The sequence below is a fragment of the Saccharomonospora marina XMU15 genome, from assembly GCF_000244955.1.
Classification (GTDB): Bacteria; Actinomycetota; Actinomycetes; order Mycobacteriales; family Pseudonocardiaceae; genus Saccharomonospora_A; species Saccharomonospora_A marina.
This window is the reverse complement of record NZ_CM001439.1, coordinates 5881009-5898038: the sequence shown is the minus strand read 5'-3', so window position 1 is coordinate 5898038 and position 17030 is coordinate 5881009. Positions and strand designations below refer to the sequence as shown.

The following is a 17030-nucleotide window of genomic DNA, read 5'->3' as shown; positions in this document are numbered from 1 at the left end:
GCCCGCATCCACAGACTGAGCCGCCGCACGAGGCGACACTACGTCGGCGGGGGCTCACCGCGCGTCCGTCCCTGGTAGCACGTCGAGTGCGAACACAGGCTGACAAGCGTGGCAGGATTCGGCTGTGAGCTACAGGGGGAAGCGGTGACGGCAGGCGCACAACAAGGCGGCACCGTCGGGCCGCTGTCCACCTCGGTGGCCGGGCTGTGCAGGAGACTGCAGTCGCAGGTGTCCGCGCGCACGGCGGCGGGATTCGCCGAGGTGCTGCGCAGACTGGGGGCCCCGCTGCAGGTCGCGGTCGCGGGCCGCATCAAGTCGGGCAAGTCCACGCTGGTCAACGCGCTGATCGGGCGCAGGGTGGCGCCCACGGACGTCGGTGAGTGCACCCGGCTGGTCACCCGGTTCCAGTACGGCACGGTCGACCGCATCGAGGTGGTGTTCCGCAACGGCGACAAGCAGGTGCTTCCGTTCGCGCCGGACGGGATGATCCCGGCCGACCTCGGCGTGGACGTCGATCGCGTCTCGCACCTGGAGGCCTACCTGACCAACGCCGCGCTGCGGAACATGACGGTGATCGACACTCCCGGCCTCGGCTCGCTCGACGCGGAATCGGTGTCGCGCACCGAGCAACTGCTGGGCGCATCCGGCTCCGGTGACCGGGAGGACGGCGACGGCGACGGTGGCGAGGAGCGGGCCGACCGCGAACGCGCCGGTGACACCGGCGACCGCCGTGACCTCGGTGACGAGTTGGACGAGACCTCCCGCAGCGCGGTCGCCGGGGCCGAGGCGGTGCTCTATGTCGTGACCCAGGGGGTCAGAGCCGACGACGAGCAGGCCCTGCGTGCATTCACCGCAGCGACGGCAAGCCGCGAGGCCGGGCCGGTCAACGCCATCGCGGTGCTGAACAAGGCGGACACCATCGCCTCTGAGTCGGTGCCAGGCTGCGAAGGCGACGTGTGGAAGGCGGCCACCGTGCTGGCGCGCAAGCAGGCCGACACCCTCAAGCCCAGGGTCGCCGACGTGCTTCCGGTGATCGGCCTCATCGCCGAGTCCGCGGAGACAGGTCGGTTCACCTCGGCCGACGCCGACGCGCTGCGGCAGGTGGCGCGGCTGGACGACGACGCGCTCGAGGTGATGCTCATGTCGGCCGACATGTTCACCAGCTGGGAGTGCGACGTGCCGTCCGGCGTGCGGCAGCGGCTGCTGGAGAAGCTCGACCTGTACGGCATTCACCGTGCCACCCAGGCGTTGCGGGCCGAGCCGGAATTGACGGCGGGGGCCCTGCGTCGCAGCCTGCTGGACAGCTCCGGGCTCGCGGCGGTGCGTGCCAGGCTCGACACCGTCTTCGCCGCCAGAGCGGACGGCATCAAGGCCGCCGCCGCGCTGGCCTCGATCACGGCGATCGCGCACGCCTCCGGTGACAAGGCCGAACGGCAGCGGGTGCACGACGCCATCGAGGTGCTGCTCGCGAAACCGGAGGCGCATCAGCTTCGGATGCTGGAAGCGTTGACACTGGTGGCTTCCGGTTCGGTGGACATGCCGCAGGACCTGGTGCGCGAGGTGCTGAGGGTGGGAAGCAACGCCGACATCCCGGCACAACTGGGTAAGCCGGGCGGGTCGAGAACCGACTTGGCCACCTATGCGCTCGAGCGCGCCGGTTGGTGGCGCTCGTTCGCGTCCTTCGGCGCCACTCCCGCGCAGAGCCGGGTGGCACACGTGGTGCACAGGGCGTACTTCCTCATCTGGCAGCAGTTGCGGCAGCACTGACGACGAACGCGCAACCGGAGGTTCACCGTGACGCTGGACGAGTTGTTCGCCCGAGAGCCGCTGCGCTGGGGCCTGCGTGGTGATCCGATGCTGTGGGAGGCCATGCGGGAGCGGTTCAAGGGCCACGCGCTGCCCACCGACGAGTGGGAGCTGCGCGAACTGGTCGAGGCCGCGTTCGCCGAGATCGTGGGTGTGAAGCTCGACGGCCACGCCGACCGGGACGCTGCCGTGCTGTGTGAGCGGTTCCGCATCGGTTCGGGAATGAGTGACGGGCACGTGTCGCCTCGCTACTGGGCCGACACGGCGATACCGATACTGCTCGACCGGTGGGCAGCGGCGAACTTTCGGTCGCGTGGCGATTGCGACGCACCCACGGGAGAGCTACCGGTGGCGCGAAGTGATGGAACCCCTGCGGCGGGTAATGCGTCGAAGCACGACGTGGACTCCGTAGGAATGGCCCTCACGGCGATCGACCACGAGCGGGCCCTCGCCGACCGCCAGGCGCTCATCCAGCTGTGTCTCTACGCGATGGACCGGGCGCGCAGCGGTGGTGTCGCCGAACGCATCGAGCAGGGACTCGCCGGCGTCGGCGTGCACGCGCTGCGACCGGACGGTCAGCGCTTCGACCCCTCGGTGCACGAGGCGGGCGGTGCGGTGCCGACGGCGGACAAGACGTTGGAGGGGACCGTCGCAGAGACCGAGGTGGTGGGTTTCCTCGATCATGACCGGCTGCTGCGCGCACCCGTCGTCACCGTCTACACCCGCAGGTAGCGTCGTCGGCGGGCACCGGCCGTTCGGAAACGGTGCCGCCGGGTAGCGCGGTCACGCTAGGGTTGGCCACCGTGACCACGGCACCCTCGCTCGGCAGGCCCAGCCTGCCCGCACAGGTCAAACAGGCACGCGAGGCCCTGCTGACCCTGCTGCGGGAGCTGGACCCGCAGGCCGCGCGGTGGGTGGAGGAGCAGCGAAGATCCCGCGCCGCGAAGCCGTCGGTCGTGGTTGTCGGCGAGACCAACCGGGGCAAGAGCTCCCTCGTCAACGCGTTGCTCGCCGAGCGCGGGCTCTCGCCGGTCGACGCCGATGTCGCCACCGCCACCTACCTGGTGTTCGAGCATTCCGACGAGTGGTCGGCGCAGGCGTGCTATCCGGGGCAGTTGGCGCCGGTCGGTTTCGAGCTGGACCAACTCGCCCGCTGGGTCTGCGCGGGCAGGGACCTGCCGGAGGGCCAACTGCCACCCCGATACGTCGAGGTCCGCGGTCCCGTGCCGCTGCTCGAGCGGATCTCGCTGGTCGACACCCCGGGTGTGGGAGGGTTGGACTCCACGCACGGCGAGTTGGCCATGGAGGCGGCGGCGAACGCGACCGCACTGTTGTTCGTTGTCGACGCCTCCGCCCCGTTCACCTCCACCGAGCTGCGGTTCCTCACGACGATGGCCGACCGGGTGGAGACGGTCGTGTTCGCGCTCTCCAAGATCGACCAGTTCCGCGGCTGGCGGCAGGTGCTCGATCTCGACCGGCAACTGCTGGCCGAGCACGCGCCCCGGTTCGCGGAGGCACCGATCTACCCCGTTTCGGCCCGCATGTTCGAGCTGGCGGCAGGTGCTCCGAACGAGCAGGCCGCCGCGATGCTGCGGGAGAAGTCGGGGGTGGCGCCGTTGCAGGCCGCGGTGCAGGAGCTGCTCGTGGGAAGGGCCGCGATGCTCGGCGAGGCCAACACGTTGCGGGCGCTTTCCAGCGCGCTCGGTGAGCAGCAGGCCAGGCTCAACGCCGAGCGCAGGGCGTTGTCGGCCGGTGAATCGGAGGCGCAGCGGCTGCGGGAGCGCAGGGACCGCCTCACCGTGGAGCGCCGCTCCTCCACGCGCGGCTGGCAGCTCAAACTGCGCGGCGAGGTGCAGCGCACGCGCGTGGAGTTGGGGCACGAGGCCAGCAGGCGGATGCGGGATGCGCAGGCCTACTTCCGGCAACGCATCGACGCGGCGAGCCGCGAGGAGCTGGCGAACCTCCCGCAGCAGGTGGACGCGGCGTTGCAGGCCATCTCGCAGGGCATCTCCGGTGCGCTGGCCCAGCGGCTCAACCACGTGACCGAGGTGGCGCTGGCCGAGCTGTTCTCCACGGAGGAACTGGCCATCATCCGTTCGCAGTTCGCGCGTGCGGGAGGCCCACCCGTCGTGTTGCGCCCTCCGGACAAGCGCCCGCCGACGGCCGAGGACAAGCTGCTGGTGTTCATGGGGGTTTCCGGCGGAGCGGGTGCGGCCAAACTCGCGGCCGCGCCGCTCGCGGGCTTCGCGCTGTTCAACCCGCTGGTGCTGCCCGCGACGATCGTGATCGGGCTCGGGGCGGGCTGGTGGATGTCGCGCACCCGCAGGCACGCCGCCGACAAGCAGCACACCAAGCAGTGGCTCGTCGAGTCCATCGCCGATGCCCGCTCCACGCTCGACCAGTTGGTCGCCGAGCAACTGATCGAGGCGGAGCAGCAGCTTTCGCTCGCTCTGGACGACGCGTTGAGCAGGCGGATCGAAGCGATCGAGGCGGAGCTGAAGGAACTCGACAAGACCATCAAGATGGACGCGCAGGAGCGGTCGAAGAAGCTGGCGTTGGTGACAAGGCGGCTGAAGGACACGGCGGAGGGGCAGCAGAAGGCCGAGAAATTCCTCGTGCGTATTCGTGCGCTTCGGGACCGGCCTCGGGAAAGCTAGCGGTGCGCACGTGCTGGTGTACGGAACCGAACCGGAATAACGTGAGTCCTAACTACCGAACAAGCCGTGAATCCCCGACAAGAGGAGTTCCCAGTGTGGGTCGACGAGAGTGGTGCCACCGACGCCACTGACGCCACAGGCACCTCGGACGAGCTGACCGTCACCGTCGAAGGCGAGGAGTACTCGGCCGACATCAACTTCGACATCGATGACGACGGGGTCAACGACACCGCCGTCATCGAGCACGCCGACGGCAGCGGGCAGGCCTTCGTCGACAACGATGGGGACGGCGCCGCGGACGAGTACATCGCGCTGGACGCCAATGGTGATCTGGTCGCGCACGCGACGTACGACGAGGCGAGCGGCGACTGGGTCTCGGTGGAGCCGGGCGGTTCCGGTGACAGCGGCGAGTCGCAGACCGGGGCGGGCGGCACCATCACCGCCGACCTGCCGGAAGGCGACGTCGAGGTCGGGCCTGCGACCGTGGACACCGACCACGACGGCGTCAACGACACCGCCGTTGTGGAGGACTCCGACGGCACCACGATGGCGTTCACCGACGAGGACGGCGACGGGCAGGCCGACATCGCGGTCATGATCGACGCGGACGGCGGGTCCACGGTCTACGAGCACACCGGCGACGGGGAATGGACCGAAACGGGCGCGACCGCGCCCGGCAGCGACGAGGCTTGGGGCGGGTTCGACACCGTCGAGGGGGTCGCCAAGATCGACTCCGGCACCGGCCAGTGGATCAGCCAGAACTGAGTGCCCGCGCGAACGGTCGCAACTGGCGAAGCGTGGTCGGCGAACGCCGATCCCCACACTCGGACAATTGAGACGTTTGGCAAAGACCCGGTACGGCGATCCGTGCCGGGTCTTTGCGTCGTGACAGGAAAGTCTTTGCCACTGCCGCGCTTCGGCGAAAGCTGAATCGATTCCCTTATCGTTCTTGTGAGAGAACCGACAGGTCAGGGCTCGGTTAGGGGTGTGTCGGGCCGCTACTCTCAGGGAATCCCAAATTTCAGCACACCGCTCGGCGGTGCGCGCGAGCCATTCGGTCGCCGGCAACGGAGCCCGCATCCGGACGTCGCGGTCCGGGGTGTGGGCTCTTGTCGTCGAAGACAGGAGACGAGAGATGACTGCAGTAGCCATCCCCGGTCTGGACAAAGCGCCAACGACGCACAGCGGCGTGCTGTCTTGGGTGCGGGAGGTCGCTGAGCTGACCACACCTGACCGAGTGGTGTGGGTGGACGGTTCCGACGAAGAGGCAGAGCGCATCAACAACGAACTCGTCGAAGCAGGCACCTTCGTGCCGCTGAAGGCCAAGCCGAACTCCTTCTGGGCTGCCTCCGACCCCAGTGACGTGGCACGCGTCGAGGAGCGCACGTTCATCTGCTCGGAGCGGGAGGAGGACGCCGGGCCCACGAACAACTGGGCGCATCCCGACGAGATGAAGGCGACCATGACGGAGCTCTACCGGGGCTGCATGCGTGGTCGCACGATGTACGTCATCCCGTTCTGCATGGGCCCGCTCGCCGACGAGAACCCCAAGCTCGGCATCGAGATCACCGACTTCGCCTACGTGGTCGCGTCGATGCGGGTGATGACCAGGATGGGCAAGGCCGCGCTGGACAAGTTCGTCACAGCGGACGGCACCGAGCGCGAGTTCGTGCCCGCGCTGCACTCGGTGGGCGCTCCGCTCGAACCCGGCCAGCAGGACGTGCCGTGGCCGTGCAACGACACCAAATACATCAGCCACTTCCCCGAGACCAGGACCATCTGGAGCTACGGTTCCGGGTACGGCGGCAACTCGCTGCTCGGCAAGAAGTGCTACTCGCTGCGCATCGCGTCGGTGATGGCCCGCGACGAGGGCTGGCTGGCCGAGCACATGCTGATCCTCAAACTGATCTCCCCGGAGAACAAGGCGTACTACGTGGCGGCGGCGTTCCCCAGCGCCTGCGGCAAGACCAACCTCGCGATGCTGCAACCCACCATCCCCGGTTGGCGGGCCGAGACGCTCGGCGACGACATCGCCTGGATGCGCTTCGGTGAGGACGGCAGGCTGTACGCGATCAACCCGGAGTTCGGGTTCTTCGGCGTCGCGCCCGGCACGGACTACCACACCAACCCCAACGCCATGCGGACCATCGAGAAGGGCAACACGGTGTTCACCAACGTGGCCCTCACCGACGACGGCGACGTGTGGTGGGAAGGAATGGCGGAAACGCCGAAACACCTGACTTCCTGGAAGAAGCAGGACTGGACGCCTGAGTCGGACGAGCCCGCCGCCCACCCCAACTCCCGGTACTGCACTCCGATGTCGCAGTGCCCGACCCTGGCCCCGGAGTGGGACGACCCCAAGGGTGTGCCGATCTCGGCCATCCTGTTCGGCGGCCGCAGGGCCACCACGATCCCGCTGGTGTCGGAGTCGCGAGACTGGCAGCACGGCGTCTTCATGGGTGCCACGATGTCGTCGGAGAAGACGGCCGCCGCCGCGGGCAAGGTGGGAGAGGTTCGCCGCGACCCGATGGCGATGCTGCCCTTCCTCGGCTACCACGCCGGTGACTACTTCCAGCACTGGCTGGAGGTCGGCAAGGGCGCCGACGAGCTGAAGCTGCCGAAGATCTTCTACGTGAACTGGTTCCGCCGCGGCGACGACCGCCGGTTCCTGTGGCCGGGATTCGGCGAGAACTCGCGGGTGCTGAAGTGGATCGTCGAGCGGATCGAGGGCAAGGCCTCGGCCGTGGAGACGCCTGCGGGATTCGTGCCTCGCGCCGAGGACCTGGACCTGCAGGGCCTGACCGAGCCCATCGAGGACATCAATGCCGCGCTCGAGGTCGACCCCGAGGAGTGGCGCCAGGAGATCCCGCTGATCGAGGACTGGTTCGCCAAGATCGGTGAGGACAAGATCCCGTCCGCGCTGCGCGACGAGCTGGAGGCACTGAAGCAGCGCCTCGGCTAGTCGACAGGCCCGTGAAGGCCCTCGGGGCATCCGGTTCGCCCACCGCGAACCGGACCCGCTCCGGGGGCCTTTTCGATACTGTCGAACGGTGGATCCTGCGGCGAAGAAGCCCTTTCGGTTCGGCGTCAACCTGACCGTTCCCACCGACCACCGCGGGTGGGTGGACAAGACTCGCATGGCCGAGGATCTGGGCTACGACCTGATCTGCGTGCCCGATCACCTCGGTGCGCCCCCGCCGTTCCCGGCGCTTGTGCTGGCCGCCGAGGCGACGAGTAGCGTGCGGCTGTGCACGTTCGTGCTCAACACCAGCTTCTACAACCCCGCGTTGCTCGCGCGTGACGTCGCGGGCACCGACCAGTACGTCGAGGGCAGGCTCGAACTGGGTCTCGGCGCAGGCTACGTAAAGGCGGAGTTCGAGGCGGCCGAGTTGCCGTTTCCCGGTCCGGGCGCCCGGGTCGAGCACCTGCGGCATACGGTTCGGCGGCTGCGGGTGCTGCTGGCCGAGGAGGAGCCCCGCCCGGCCCAGCGGCCGCACCCTCCGCTGCTCGTCGCGGGGCACGGCGACCGGATGCTACGGCTCGCGGCGCGCGAGGCGGACATCGTGGGGTTCTCCGGCGTGGCCTTCGACCGCGAAGGCACCTCGGCCTCCGTTGCCACGGCCGAACAACTCGGCGAGCGGGTGGACTTCGTGCGCGAGCAGGCCGGCGAGCGTGCGCGCGGTATCGAGTTGAACCTGCTCATCCAGAAAGTCGTGCTCACCGATGACCGGGCGAGCGCGCTGCGGCTGTTGCGGCCCTATGCGCCCGAGTTGACCGACGAGCAGTTGGGCGAGGTGCCGATCCTGCTGGTAGGCACGGCCGAACAGGTGGCCGATCAGTTGCGCGCCCAGCGCGAGCGGTTCGGTTTCACCTACCTCACCGTGCTGGAGCCGGATCTGGAGGTCTTCGCCGACGTGATCGAGCTACTGCGCTGAGATCTCCCCGCGGCGGCGCGTATCAGTTGAAGAACCCGATGATCTCGTCGACCGCGAGGTAGGTGAACAGCGCGAGGCACAGCGTGAGCAGGCCGTTGGACAGCCAGCCCGAGCGGCCCTCGCCCGGCGCCCGACGGGAGTTCAGCATGATCAGCAGCGTCGCGGCGAGGAACGGCATGAACAGTGCGCCGAGTACGCCGTAGGTGACGGTGAGCTGGAACGGCTTGTCGAGGAACAGCAGCGCCATCGGCGGGAACGTCAACCACAGCACGTAGCCGCGGAAGGGGGTGCTGCGCACACCGGCCTTGCGGTCGTAGTCCTCGCCGGTGTCCTCGACACCAGGTGGGATTCGCCAGGTGCGCCACCAGTCGGCGAACAGCAGGCTGACGCCGTTCCACACGCCGACCAGCGAGCTGAACGAAACGGCGAAGAAACCGACGAGGAACGGGATGCGGGCCCACTGCCCGTAGTCGGCGGCCAACGTGTCGCCGAGCAGGAGCAGGCCTTCGTCACCGGAGACGATGTCGCTGTTCAGCAGCAGTTCCGAGCCGACGATGAGCATGGCGATGACGAAGATGCCGGTGGTGACGTAGCCGGTGGCGTTGTCCAGCCGCATCATCGAAAGCCAGCGGGAGGACCGCCAGCCCTTGGCCATCGTCCAGTAGCCGTAGGCGGCCATCGTGATGGTGCCGCCGACACCGCCGATGAGCCCGAGTACGTAGACGAGCGAGCCGCTCGGCAGCCTCGGCACGAACCCGTTCACCGCGTCGAGCAGGTTCGGCGTCACGAGAATCGCCGTGCCGACGACGGTGACGAACATGATGCCGACGAAGGCGGTCATGACCTTCTCGATCAACCGGTACCGGCCGAACCACACGAGCAGGAAGCCCAGCAACCCGCACGCGATCGCCCAGTAGCGCAGCGAAAGCCACGGGAACAGCGCGTTCAACGGCAGGCCCGATGCCGACATGGCCGTGGCACCGTATACGAAGCCCCACACCACGGCGTAGGCGCCGAAGTACACCAGCACCCACCTGCCGAGGTTGCGCCACCCGGCCAGCAGCGTCGAGCCCGAGGTCAGGTGCCAGCGGCCGACGGCCTCGGCGAGCGCGATCTTGAAGACGGTGCCGACGATCACCGCCCACAGCAGGGTGTAGCCGAACTTCGATCCGGCGACCATCGTCGCGACCAGGTCACCGGCCCCAACCCCGGTCGCGGCGGCCATCATTCCTGGGCCGATCTGACGCAAGCGTGCTCGCCAACCGACCGGGACGTCTGTCACCTCGCTGTGACGGACCTCGTTCGCCATGGCAGGGAAGGTTAACCGCTCACCGGATCGAGCGAAAGAACGAGATTTCCCCAGGCTGCTCCCGAGGTATGCGTCAGGAGACGTTCGGCAGTGTCGTCGTGGCTGCTTCGGCCGTGACCGCGTCGCGCAACGAGTCGAGCGAGACGCCGACGGCGTCGGCCACGGCCACCACGGTGAAGAACGCCGGGGTGGGGATACGGCCGGTCTCGATCTTGCGGAGGGTCTCGACGGAAATGCCTGCTTCCGCCGCGACCTGCACCATACTGCGGCTGCCTCGTGCGTCTCGGAGCAGTGAACCGAGCCGCTCGCCGCGGGCGCGCTCGGACTTCGTCAGGGGCACTCGCACCACAGGTCGATACTAGTACCCGAACCAGTTACGCACAGCCTGTGGATAACTCTGTGCACAGGCTGTGGACGGTACGGATCGTGATCGGTGTGTGACTCAAACCCGAAACGCCGGACGGCCTCGCCGCGTCGAACCCTCGTAGGGAGGTATCCGAAACGACCGAGCGCGGGAGGTAGCCATGGTTTGGGCAGGTTTGGCGATGCTCGTCGTCGCGCTCGGCGCCGTGTTGTTCGCGGTGCTCAGCGGGGCGTTCGACTCCGACACCGAATCCGGTGACAACGGTGACTCGCGCGACCGCGACCGAAGCGGTCGCGCGAGTCACCGTTGGCCCGGTCAGCTGCCTTCGGGAACAGGCAGCGGTTGGCCGGGGCACGTGCGGTCACTCGGCACGATCCCGTCCACGAGGAAGTCCTCCACAACGTCGTCGGCGCACGCGTTGCCGCCTGCGTAGATACCGTGGTCGCCTTCGTCGGTGATCGTCAGCATGCGGGAGCCCTCGAACGCCCGGTGCGCCCGCCTCGCTCCTTCGACAGGAGTGGCGGGGTCGTGTTCGGACTGCACGATCAGCACCGGCGGGACACCCTGCCCGTCGAGCAGCGGAAGCTCTCTTGGCTTGGTTTTCCAGAAGATGCACGGCTGCACCAGCCAGCCCCAGCCAAGCAGCGGGTACTGCCTGCCGAGTCGCTCCGACTGCCAGATCGCGGTGCCCCTTCCCCCGAACCACGGGCCCTCGTTGCACGGAATGGTCCAGAAGCTGGCATCGTAGGCGTCGTCGTACTCCACGGGCACCACGAGTGGCTGTGGCCCGACGGCTTTGGCCTCGCTCAGCCTCGCCCGCAGGGTTCGCAGTGCCGAGGCCTGCTCGTCCGCCGACTGCTCCGGCTCGGCCAGCGTGCGCACGCTCACCAGGAACTCGGCCAGTCCGGGGAAGGAGCGCTTGCTGTACAGGTTCATCCCGATGGCGCCGTCGAACTCGTTGGGGCCGACGCGCTGTCCGTCGAGTTCGATGGGTTGTTCGGCCAGGCTCGCCCGCACTGTTTCGTAGGTCTGCCGAGCCCGCTCGGCGGTGGTGCCGAAGTGGTAGAGCGAGTCGTACTTGGCCAGCCATGGCAGGAAGTCCTGCCGCCACCTGCGTTCGAAGCCGAGTGGTTGCCAGTCGAACGAGCGCTGCCAGGTGGTGGTGAACTCCGTCGCCGAGTCCAGTACGAAGCGGCCGGTGTGCTCGGGGAACCGCTGTGCGTAGTGCGCCCCGAGCCAGGTTCCCGCCGAGTAGCCGACCCAGTTGATCTTTTCCCTGCCGAGCAGGGTCCTGAGCAGGTCGATGTCGTGGACGGTCTGGAAGGTGTTGACGAGCGGGCCGAGTTCTCCCGACTTGAACTGGCAGGAGTCGGCGGCGTACTCGGTGGCGTCCAGGATGAGATTCAGGTTCGTCCTGTCGCGGTCCCGTGGGTCCAGCGAGCTGCCCGTGCCGATGGCGCCGCCGCAGGTGATGTTGGTGCTCTTGCCGGTGCCCCTTGGGTCGAAACCAATGATCTCCTGCTGTCGCCGTACCCGGTCCTGGTCGCGTAGCCGGGCAGGGAATGCCCGTCCCGGCGCTCCCGGACCACCCGGGTTGGTCAGCACGCTCGCTTTCGCCTCGCCACCGGTGGCCTTCAGCCTGCTGACCGCGATCGTGAGGTCCTCGCCGTGTCCCGGCTGTTCCCAGTCCCGTGGAGTACGGAAGGTGGCGCACTCGATGTCCTCGGCGCCCTCCGGCGGGGTGGAAGGCAGCTCGTCGGCCCCGCAACGATGCCAGTCGAGTACCTGCTCGGTGTACCGATCGGGAATTTTGTCCGAATTGGACGTTTGTGCCGCCTGCGCGGTGGTCTGTACCGGTATCAGCAGCGTCCCCACCAGCGCGGGAACCAGCGCGGACAGGCGAAGTTTCCTCATGTGGTCTGTGCCCCTCGATTGCGTTGTCCGGCCACATTGAACCGATACCTGGCTCGGTCGACAACCCTGAACTCGGGTCAGTTCGGCAGCGGGGCGGTGCCGATGTCTCGCAGCGTGGCGGTGACGGGCTGCTTCGTTTCGGCGTAGCAGGTCAGGTTGTTGAAACCGTGGCGCCAGTTCAGCTTGTCGGGCAGGTGCCAGGCGACGGTGATGTCGTCGCGCGCGGCGGCGAGGTAGCGGCGCAGCGCGTCGCCGCACTCCGTGCGCGCGGTGCGCTCGAACTCCTCGGCAGCGGGCAGTGGTTGCCTCGGATCGCCCATCGTGATGACGGCGACGGCTTCGCTGCGATGCGGCTGGTCGCACGCCACCGGGGCGGGCAGCGCCTTCGAAGGCGGTTCCTTCGTGCAGAGCCGGAAGTCGTTGATGCCGTTGCCCACGAGCGCGTCCTTCACCGACCCGGTCTGCGAAACGGCCCGGCCGTCAGGACCGAGCCGCGCGACCCCGCAGCGGTACCAGCGGGCACCTGCCTTCCAGTCGTCCGCGCCTGCCCACAGCAGCCACGCCGCCAGCGTGGTCATGTCGTAGCGCTCGTCGCCGAGGTACTTGGCGGCCTCCGCCCGGCAGGTGGGAAAGACCGCTTCGAACACGGCGTCGCGGCTGGGCGGCTCGTCCGGCATGGCGCCGCCGAACGAGCCCGCCATCGTGATCTCGACCGTGTGCGGTTTCGCGCAGTCCACCGGAGCCGGATCGTTGCCCGCGACGCACTCGCCACGCTGGGCGATCCGCCGCTCGGGCGGGCCGCCCGCCGCGGGTTCGGTCGTGGTGGTGGCCGTGGCTGCGGTCGTTGGACCGGCGGCCGGCGTGCCCGTGACCTCGCTGGCGCATGCCGTCAGCGTCATGGCGGCCACCATCGTGGCCGCGGTAAGCACTAGCCCGTATCTCGACATCGAGCATGACCCTACCGAGCGACCCAGTCGACCACTTAAGGTCAACGCCGCGTGACACGGTCGTTACGCGGAAGGGAGGCCAGGCGCATGTCCGCGCACAGGGTTGGGAAGGGCTCGGGGCTGCGGTTCAGCCCGTGGAATCTGCTGCTGCTCATCCCGTTCTGGGTTCTGTTCACTCCACTGTTCAACCGGGAGACCCCCGCGTTGTTCGGGATGCCGTTCTTCTACTGGTTCCAGTTCGTCGGCATCGCCGTCGGGGTGCTGTGCACCTCGATCGTCTACCTCGCCACCCGGGGCAGAGGAGGCGAGCGGTGAATCAGCTGCAGTGGACCGAACTGGTCGTCTTCACCGCGTTCTTCCTGCTCGTGACAGTGCTCGGATTCCTGGCGGCACGCTGGCGGGCAGGCCGCACACTCGACCACCTCGACGAGTGGGGGCTGGGTGGCCGCAGGTTCGGTTCCTGGATCACCTGGTTCCTGATCGGTGGAGACCTCTACACCGCGTACACCTTCGTCGCGGTCCCCGCGTTGCTCTTCGGTGCCGGTGCGATGGGTTTCTTCGCGCTGCCCTACTCGGTCATCGCCTACCCGCTGGTCTTCCTGCCGCTGCTCAGGCTGTGGTCGGTGTCGCGGGCCCGCGGCTACGTCACGCCCGCCGACTTCGTGCGTGGCCGCTACGGCTCGACCACGCTGGCGACGCTCGTGGCGATCACCGGCATCGTGGCCACCATGCCCTACATCGCGCTCCAGCTCGTCGGTCTGGAGTCGGTGCTGCGAACGATGGGGCTCAACGCGGGCGGGCTGCTCGGCCACCTGCCGCTGCTCATCGCGTTCGTCATCCTCGCCCTGTACACCTATCAGTCCGGTCTGCGGGCGCCCGCGCTGATCGCGTTCGTCAAGGACTTCCTGATCTACGTGGTCATCTTCGTTGCCGTGCTGTACCTGCCCGCCAAGCTCGGTGGTTGGGACACCATCTTCTCGGCTGCCGAGGCCAAGTTCGCGCAGACGCCCTCCCCCAACGACGGCATCGTGCTGAGTGCGAACAACCAGTTGCAGTACGCCACGCTCGCGCTCGGCTCGGCGCTCGCGCTGTTTCTGTACCCGCATGCGGCCACGGGCGTGCTGGCATCCCGTAGCCGCGACGTGCTCAAGCGCAATATGTCGGCGTTGCCTGCCTACTCGGTGCTGCTCGGGCTGCTTGCGCTGCTCGGCTTCGCCGCTGTGGCGGCCGGGACGCAGGCGCTGACCAACGAGGCCACCGGGCGGGCCGACAGCAACACGATCGTGCCGAAGCTGTTCCTCGACCAGTTCCCGTCCTGGTTCGCAGGCGTGGCGTTCGCGGCCATCGGTATCGGCGCGCTCGTACCCGCGGCGATCATGTCGATCGCCGCGGCGAACCTGTGGACGCGCAACATCTACCGGGAGTTCGTCAACCGTGCCGCCACGCCGGCGCAGGAGGCGCGGCAGGCGAGGATCACGTCGCTGGTCGTGAAGTTCGGTGCCGTCGCGTTCATCCTGTTCATCGACCCGCAGTTCTCCATCGATCTGCAACTGATCGGTGGAGTCATCATCCTGCAGACCCTGCCCGCGGTGGCGATCTCGCTGTACACGCGGTGGTTCCATCGGTACGGGCTGATCGCGGGTTGGTGCGCGGGCATGTTCTGGGGCTTGTTGCTGCTGTACGGCATCCCGAATCCGGCCACTGGAAAGGCGCACTTCGGTGGATCGGCGCTGCCGTTGGACAAACTCAACCTGTTCGGTTGGCAGCCGTTCGCGGGCTCGCAGGTGCAGATCTACGTCGGCATCGTCGCGCTGGCGGCCAACCTGCTGGTCGCGGTCGCCGTCACCGTGCTCGCCAGGTGGCTTCGCGCCTTCAACGGCGTCGACTCCACCCACCCGGCCGACTACCACGTCGACGACGGCGACAAGGACCTGCGCCCGATCGCGGCACCGCATTGAAGGGCGACAGCCGGGGTAGGGCAGGGCTAGCGTGGCAGCCATGAGCGAGCAGGTGAGCAGGTTCGGCACGGTGGAGCCTGAGGAGTTGCCGGAGGATCTGCGCGAGCGGATCGGGCAGATCGCGCAGAAGTCGGGGTTCGTTCCCAACATCTTCCGAGCACTCGGGCACCGTCCCGACGAGTTGCGGGCATTTCTCGACTACCACGACGCGCTCATGAACAGCTCCGTCGGGCTGAGCAAGGCGGAACGCGAACTGGTTGTCGTGGCGACGTCCGGCGCCAACCACTGCACATACTGCGTGGTCGCGCACGGCGCGATCCTGCGGATCAGGTCGAAGGACCCCGAGCTTGCCGACCGGGTCGCGAGTAACCCGTGGCAGGCGGAGCTGGACCCGCGGCAGCGGGCGATCGTCGATCTCGCGCTGGCGCTGGCGCACGATTCGGCGAAGTTCGGGGAACGGCAGCTGGAGGCGGCACGGGAGGCGGGGCTGACCGAGGACGAGATCTGGGATGTCGGCTCGATCACCGCGCTGTTCGCCATGTCGAACCGGCTGGCTCACCTGACCGCGTTGCGCCCGAACCCGGAGTTTTACCGGATGGGGCGCGACTGACGCGGGATGGGTCCATACAAGTGGAAGCCCCGTGATGCTGCCAGGTCGGGGGTCCGCCAGCATCACGGGGTCATTCGGGGTATCGACACTGCGCTCCGCAGCGTTACACCCCACGAGGAGTGTAACTTAGATCACAGTCTTTTGCCGGAGTCGTCCTGTCGGGCGTGTCTGCGACTCTCTTTCGCTCTATAGCTTCAACTTTATATTTTGGAATAGACCTCAATCTTCGGAACGCCCCAGCAGGTAGTTGCCGAAGTGGGGCACGGTGAAGGCGATGTGGCCTCGCTCGGCCGAGTACACCAGGCCCTTCTTCATCAGACTGTCCCTGGCCGGTGACAGCGACGACGGCTTGCGGCCGAGATACACCGCCACGTCGGAGGTGCCCGCGCTTTCGTCGCGGCCCTGGGTCAACTCCGCGATCGCGCGCAGGTACTCCCGCTCGGCAGGGGTCGCCCGCTCGTAGCGGGCCCCGAAGAAGCCGACAGCCAACTCGCTTTGCGCCTCCGGCGCCGCCAGGTTCACGTCGTCCTCCGTGATCGGGTTGGAGGGGGCGGCGTCCCACGCCGCCTTGCCGTACGCCTGGATGAAGTAGGGATACCCGCCGGAGGCCGCGAACAGCGCGTCCAGGGCTTTCGGGCTGATCTCGGCGTCCTCGCGCTCGACGGGTGTGACCACAGCACGGTCGGCGTCGGTCCGGTCGAGCCGGTCGATCCTGGTGTAGCGAAACAGTCGCTCCGAGTACGACTTCGACGCCGACAGCACTGTCGGCACGTGCGGCAGCCCCGCTCCTACGACGACGAGCGGCGCGCCGGACTGTGACAGTTCGTGGCACGCCGCACACAGTGCCGACACGTCGGCGGGCATCAGATCCTGGATCTCGTCGATCAGCAGCGCTACTCCCGTGCCCACGTCGGCTGCCAGTTCCGCGACGTCGGTGAACAGTTCGACCAGGTCGATCTCGATGTCTCCGGAGTCGGCCCTGCCCGACGCGGCGGGTACGTCGATCCCAGGTTGCCAGCGATCGCGGAGTTTGGCGTCGGCGTTGCCGGCCTTGAGCGCGAACGCCTTCAGCACCGCCAGCACCTCGTCCACCCTGTCGGGCGCGCGGTGCCTGACCGCGAGATCACGGATCGCCCGGTGCAGGGCCGCGGACAACGGCCTGCGCAGCGCCGCGTCGGGGCGTGCCTCCACCTTGCCCGCGCCCCAGCCGCGCCGCACCGCCATCGAACGCAACTCTCCCAGCAGCACTGTCTTGCCGACCCCGCGCAATCCGGTGAGCACGAGGCTGCGCTCCGGCCTGCCACGGGCGACCCGCTCCAGCACCACCTCGAAGGCCTGCAACTCACGCTCCCGGCCCGCGAGTTCGGGAGGGCGCTGACCGGCGCCAGGGGCGAACGGGTTCCGCACGGGGTCCATCGCTAGAACACTATTGGCTTTTCTAGCTCCAAGCCGATATTGCGCCAGAAACCACTACCGGCGTGTCCCGCCCGCTGCCGTTCGATCGTGGTTCGCCTTCCGGTCATCCTCCCG

At 68.1% G+C, this 17030-nt stretch carries 14 protein-coding genes; 9 read left to right on the top strand and 5 right to left on the bottom strand.

What is annotated here, in order from left to right:
• The first annotated feature begins 108 nt into the window (after positions 1-108).
• The 6 genes from SACMADRAFT_RS28010 (at position 109) to SACMADRAFT_RS27985 (ending at position 8398) form a co-directional block, all read left to right on the top strand.
• On the top strand, positions 109-1767 hold the full coding sequence (locus SACMADRAFT_RS28010) for a dynamin family protein (protein WP_009157210.1): 1659 nt from the start codon (positions 109-111) through the stop codon (positions 1765-1767).
• Between the two features lie 315 nt (positions 1768-2082).
• Complete coding sequence (gene grpE / locus SACMADRAFT_RS28005) at positions 2083-2538, top strand: nucleotide exchange factor GrpE (RefSeq protein WP_040926910.1); 456 nt, start codon at positions 2083-2085, stop codon at positions 2536-2538.
• A 71-nt stretch (positions 2539-2609) separates the two neighbouring features.
• Complete coding sequence (locus tag SACMADRAFT_RS28000; protein ID WP_009157208.1) at positions 2610-4463, top strand: dynamin family protein; 1854 nt, start codon at positions 2610-2612, stop codon at positions 4461-4463.
• 93 nt (positions 4464-4556) lie between these two features.
• On the top strand, positions 4557-5228 hold the full coding sequence (locus SACMADRAFT_RS27995) for a hypothetical protein (protein WP_009157207.1): 672 nt from the start codon (positions 4557-4559) through the stop codon (positions 5226-5228).
• Between the two features lie 370 nt (positions 5229-5598).
• Positions 5599-7425, top strand: coding sequence for a phosphoenolpyruvate carboxykinase (GTP) (locus tag SACMADRAFT_RS27990; RefSeq protein ID WP_009157206.1), 1827 nt, complete (start codon positions 5599-5601; stop codon positions 7423-7425).
• An 88-nt stretch (positions 7426-7513) separates the two neighbouring features.
• Positions 7514-8398: an LLM class F420-dependent oxidoreductase gene (locus SACMADRAFT_RS27985; protein ID WP_009157205.1), complete on the top strand. Its 885-nt coding sequence runs from the start codon at positions 7514-7516 to the stop codon at positions 8396-8398.
• Between the two features lie 22 nt (positions 8399-8420).
• Here SACMADRAFT_RS27985 and SACMADRAFT_RS27980 read toward each other — a convergent pair whose 3' ends face one another.
• The 4 genes from SACMADRAFT_RS27980 to SACMADRAFT_RS27965 all read right to left on the bottom strand — a co-directional run bounded on the left by SACMADRAFT_RS27980 (position 8421) and on the right by SACMADRAFT_RS27965 (position 12884).
• Positions 8421-9707: an Nramp family divalent metal transporter gene (locus SACMADRAFT_RS27980; RefSeq protein ID WP_009157204.1), complete on the bottom strand. Its 1287-nt coding sequence runs from the start codon at positions 9705-9707 to the stop codon at positions 8421-8423.
• 73 nt (positions 9708-9780) lie between these two features.
• Positions 9781-10056, bottom strand: coding sequence for a helix-turn-helix domain-containing protein (locus tag SACMADRAFT_RS27975; RefSeq protein WP_009157203.1), 276 nt, complete (start codon positions 10054-10056; stop codon positions 9781-9783).
• A 330-nt stretch (positions 10057-10386) separates the two neighbouring features.
• On the bottom strand, positions 10387-11985 hold the full coding sequence (locus SACMADRAFT_RS27970) for an alpha/beta hydrolase (RefSeq protein WP_009157201.1): 1599 nt from the start codon (positions 11983-11985) through the stop codon (positions 10387-10389).
• A 77-nt stretch (positions 11986-12062) separates the two neighbouring features.
• Entirely contained in the window at positions 12063-12884 is an 822-nt protein-coding gene (locus tag SACMADRAFT_RS27965; RefSeq protein ID WP_232285502.1) for a septum formation family protein, read from the bottom strand.
• A 135-nt stretch (positions 12885-13019) separates the two neighbouring features.
• Here SACMADRAFT_RS27965 and SACMADRAFT_RS27960 point away from each other — a divergent pair, with 135 nt between their 5' ends.
• Genes SACMADRAFT_RS27960 through SACMADRAFT_RS27950 form a run of 3 tightly spaced genes read left to right on the top strand, consistent with a single transcriptional unit; the run spans position 13020 to position 15500 of the window.
• Complete coding sequence (locus SACMADRAFT_RS27960; protein ID WP_009157199.1) at positions 13020-13247, top strand: DUF3311 domain-containing protein; 228 nt, start codon at positions 13020-13022, stop codon at positions 13245-13247.
• Positions 13244-14890, top strand: coding sequence for a monocarboxylate uptake permease MctP (gene mctP, locus SACMADRAFT_RS27955; RefSeq protein WP_009157198.1), 1647 nt, complete (start codon positions 13244-13246; stop codon positions 14888-14890). The genes SACMADRAFT_RS27960 and mctP overlap by 4 nt, the downstream gene beginning before the upstream one ends.
• 40 nt (positions 14891-14930) lie before the next feature.
• A complete protein-coding gene (locus tag SACMADRAFT_RS27950) occupies positions 14931-15500 on the top strand; it encodes a peroxidase-related enzyme (RefSeq protein WP_009157197.1) in 570 nt (189 codons plus the stop codon).
• A 219-nt stretch (positions 15501-15719) separates the two neighbouring features.
• Here SACMADRAFT_RS27950 and SACMADRAFT_RS27945 read toward each other — a convergent pair whose 3' ends face one another.
• Entirely contained in the window at positions 15720-16916 is a 1197-nt protein-coding gene (locus tag SACMADRAFT_RS27945; protein ID WP_009157196.1) for an ATP-binding protein, read from the bottom strand.
• Between the last annotated feature and the right edge of the window lie 114 nt (positions 16917-17030).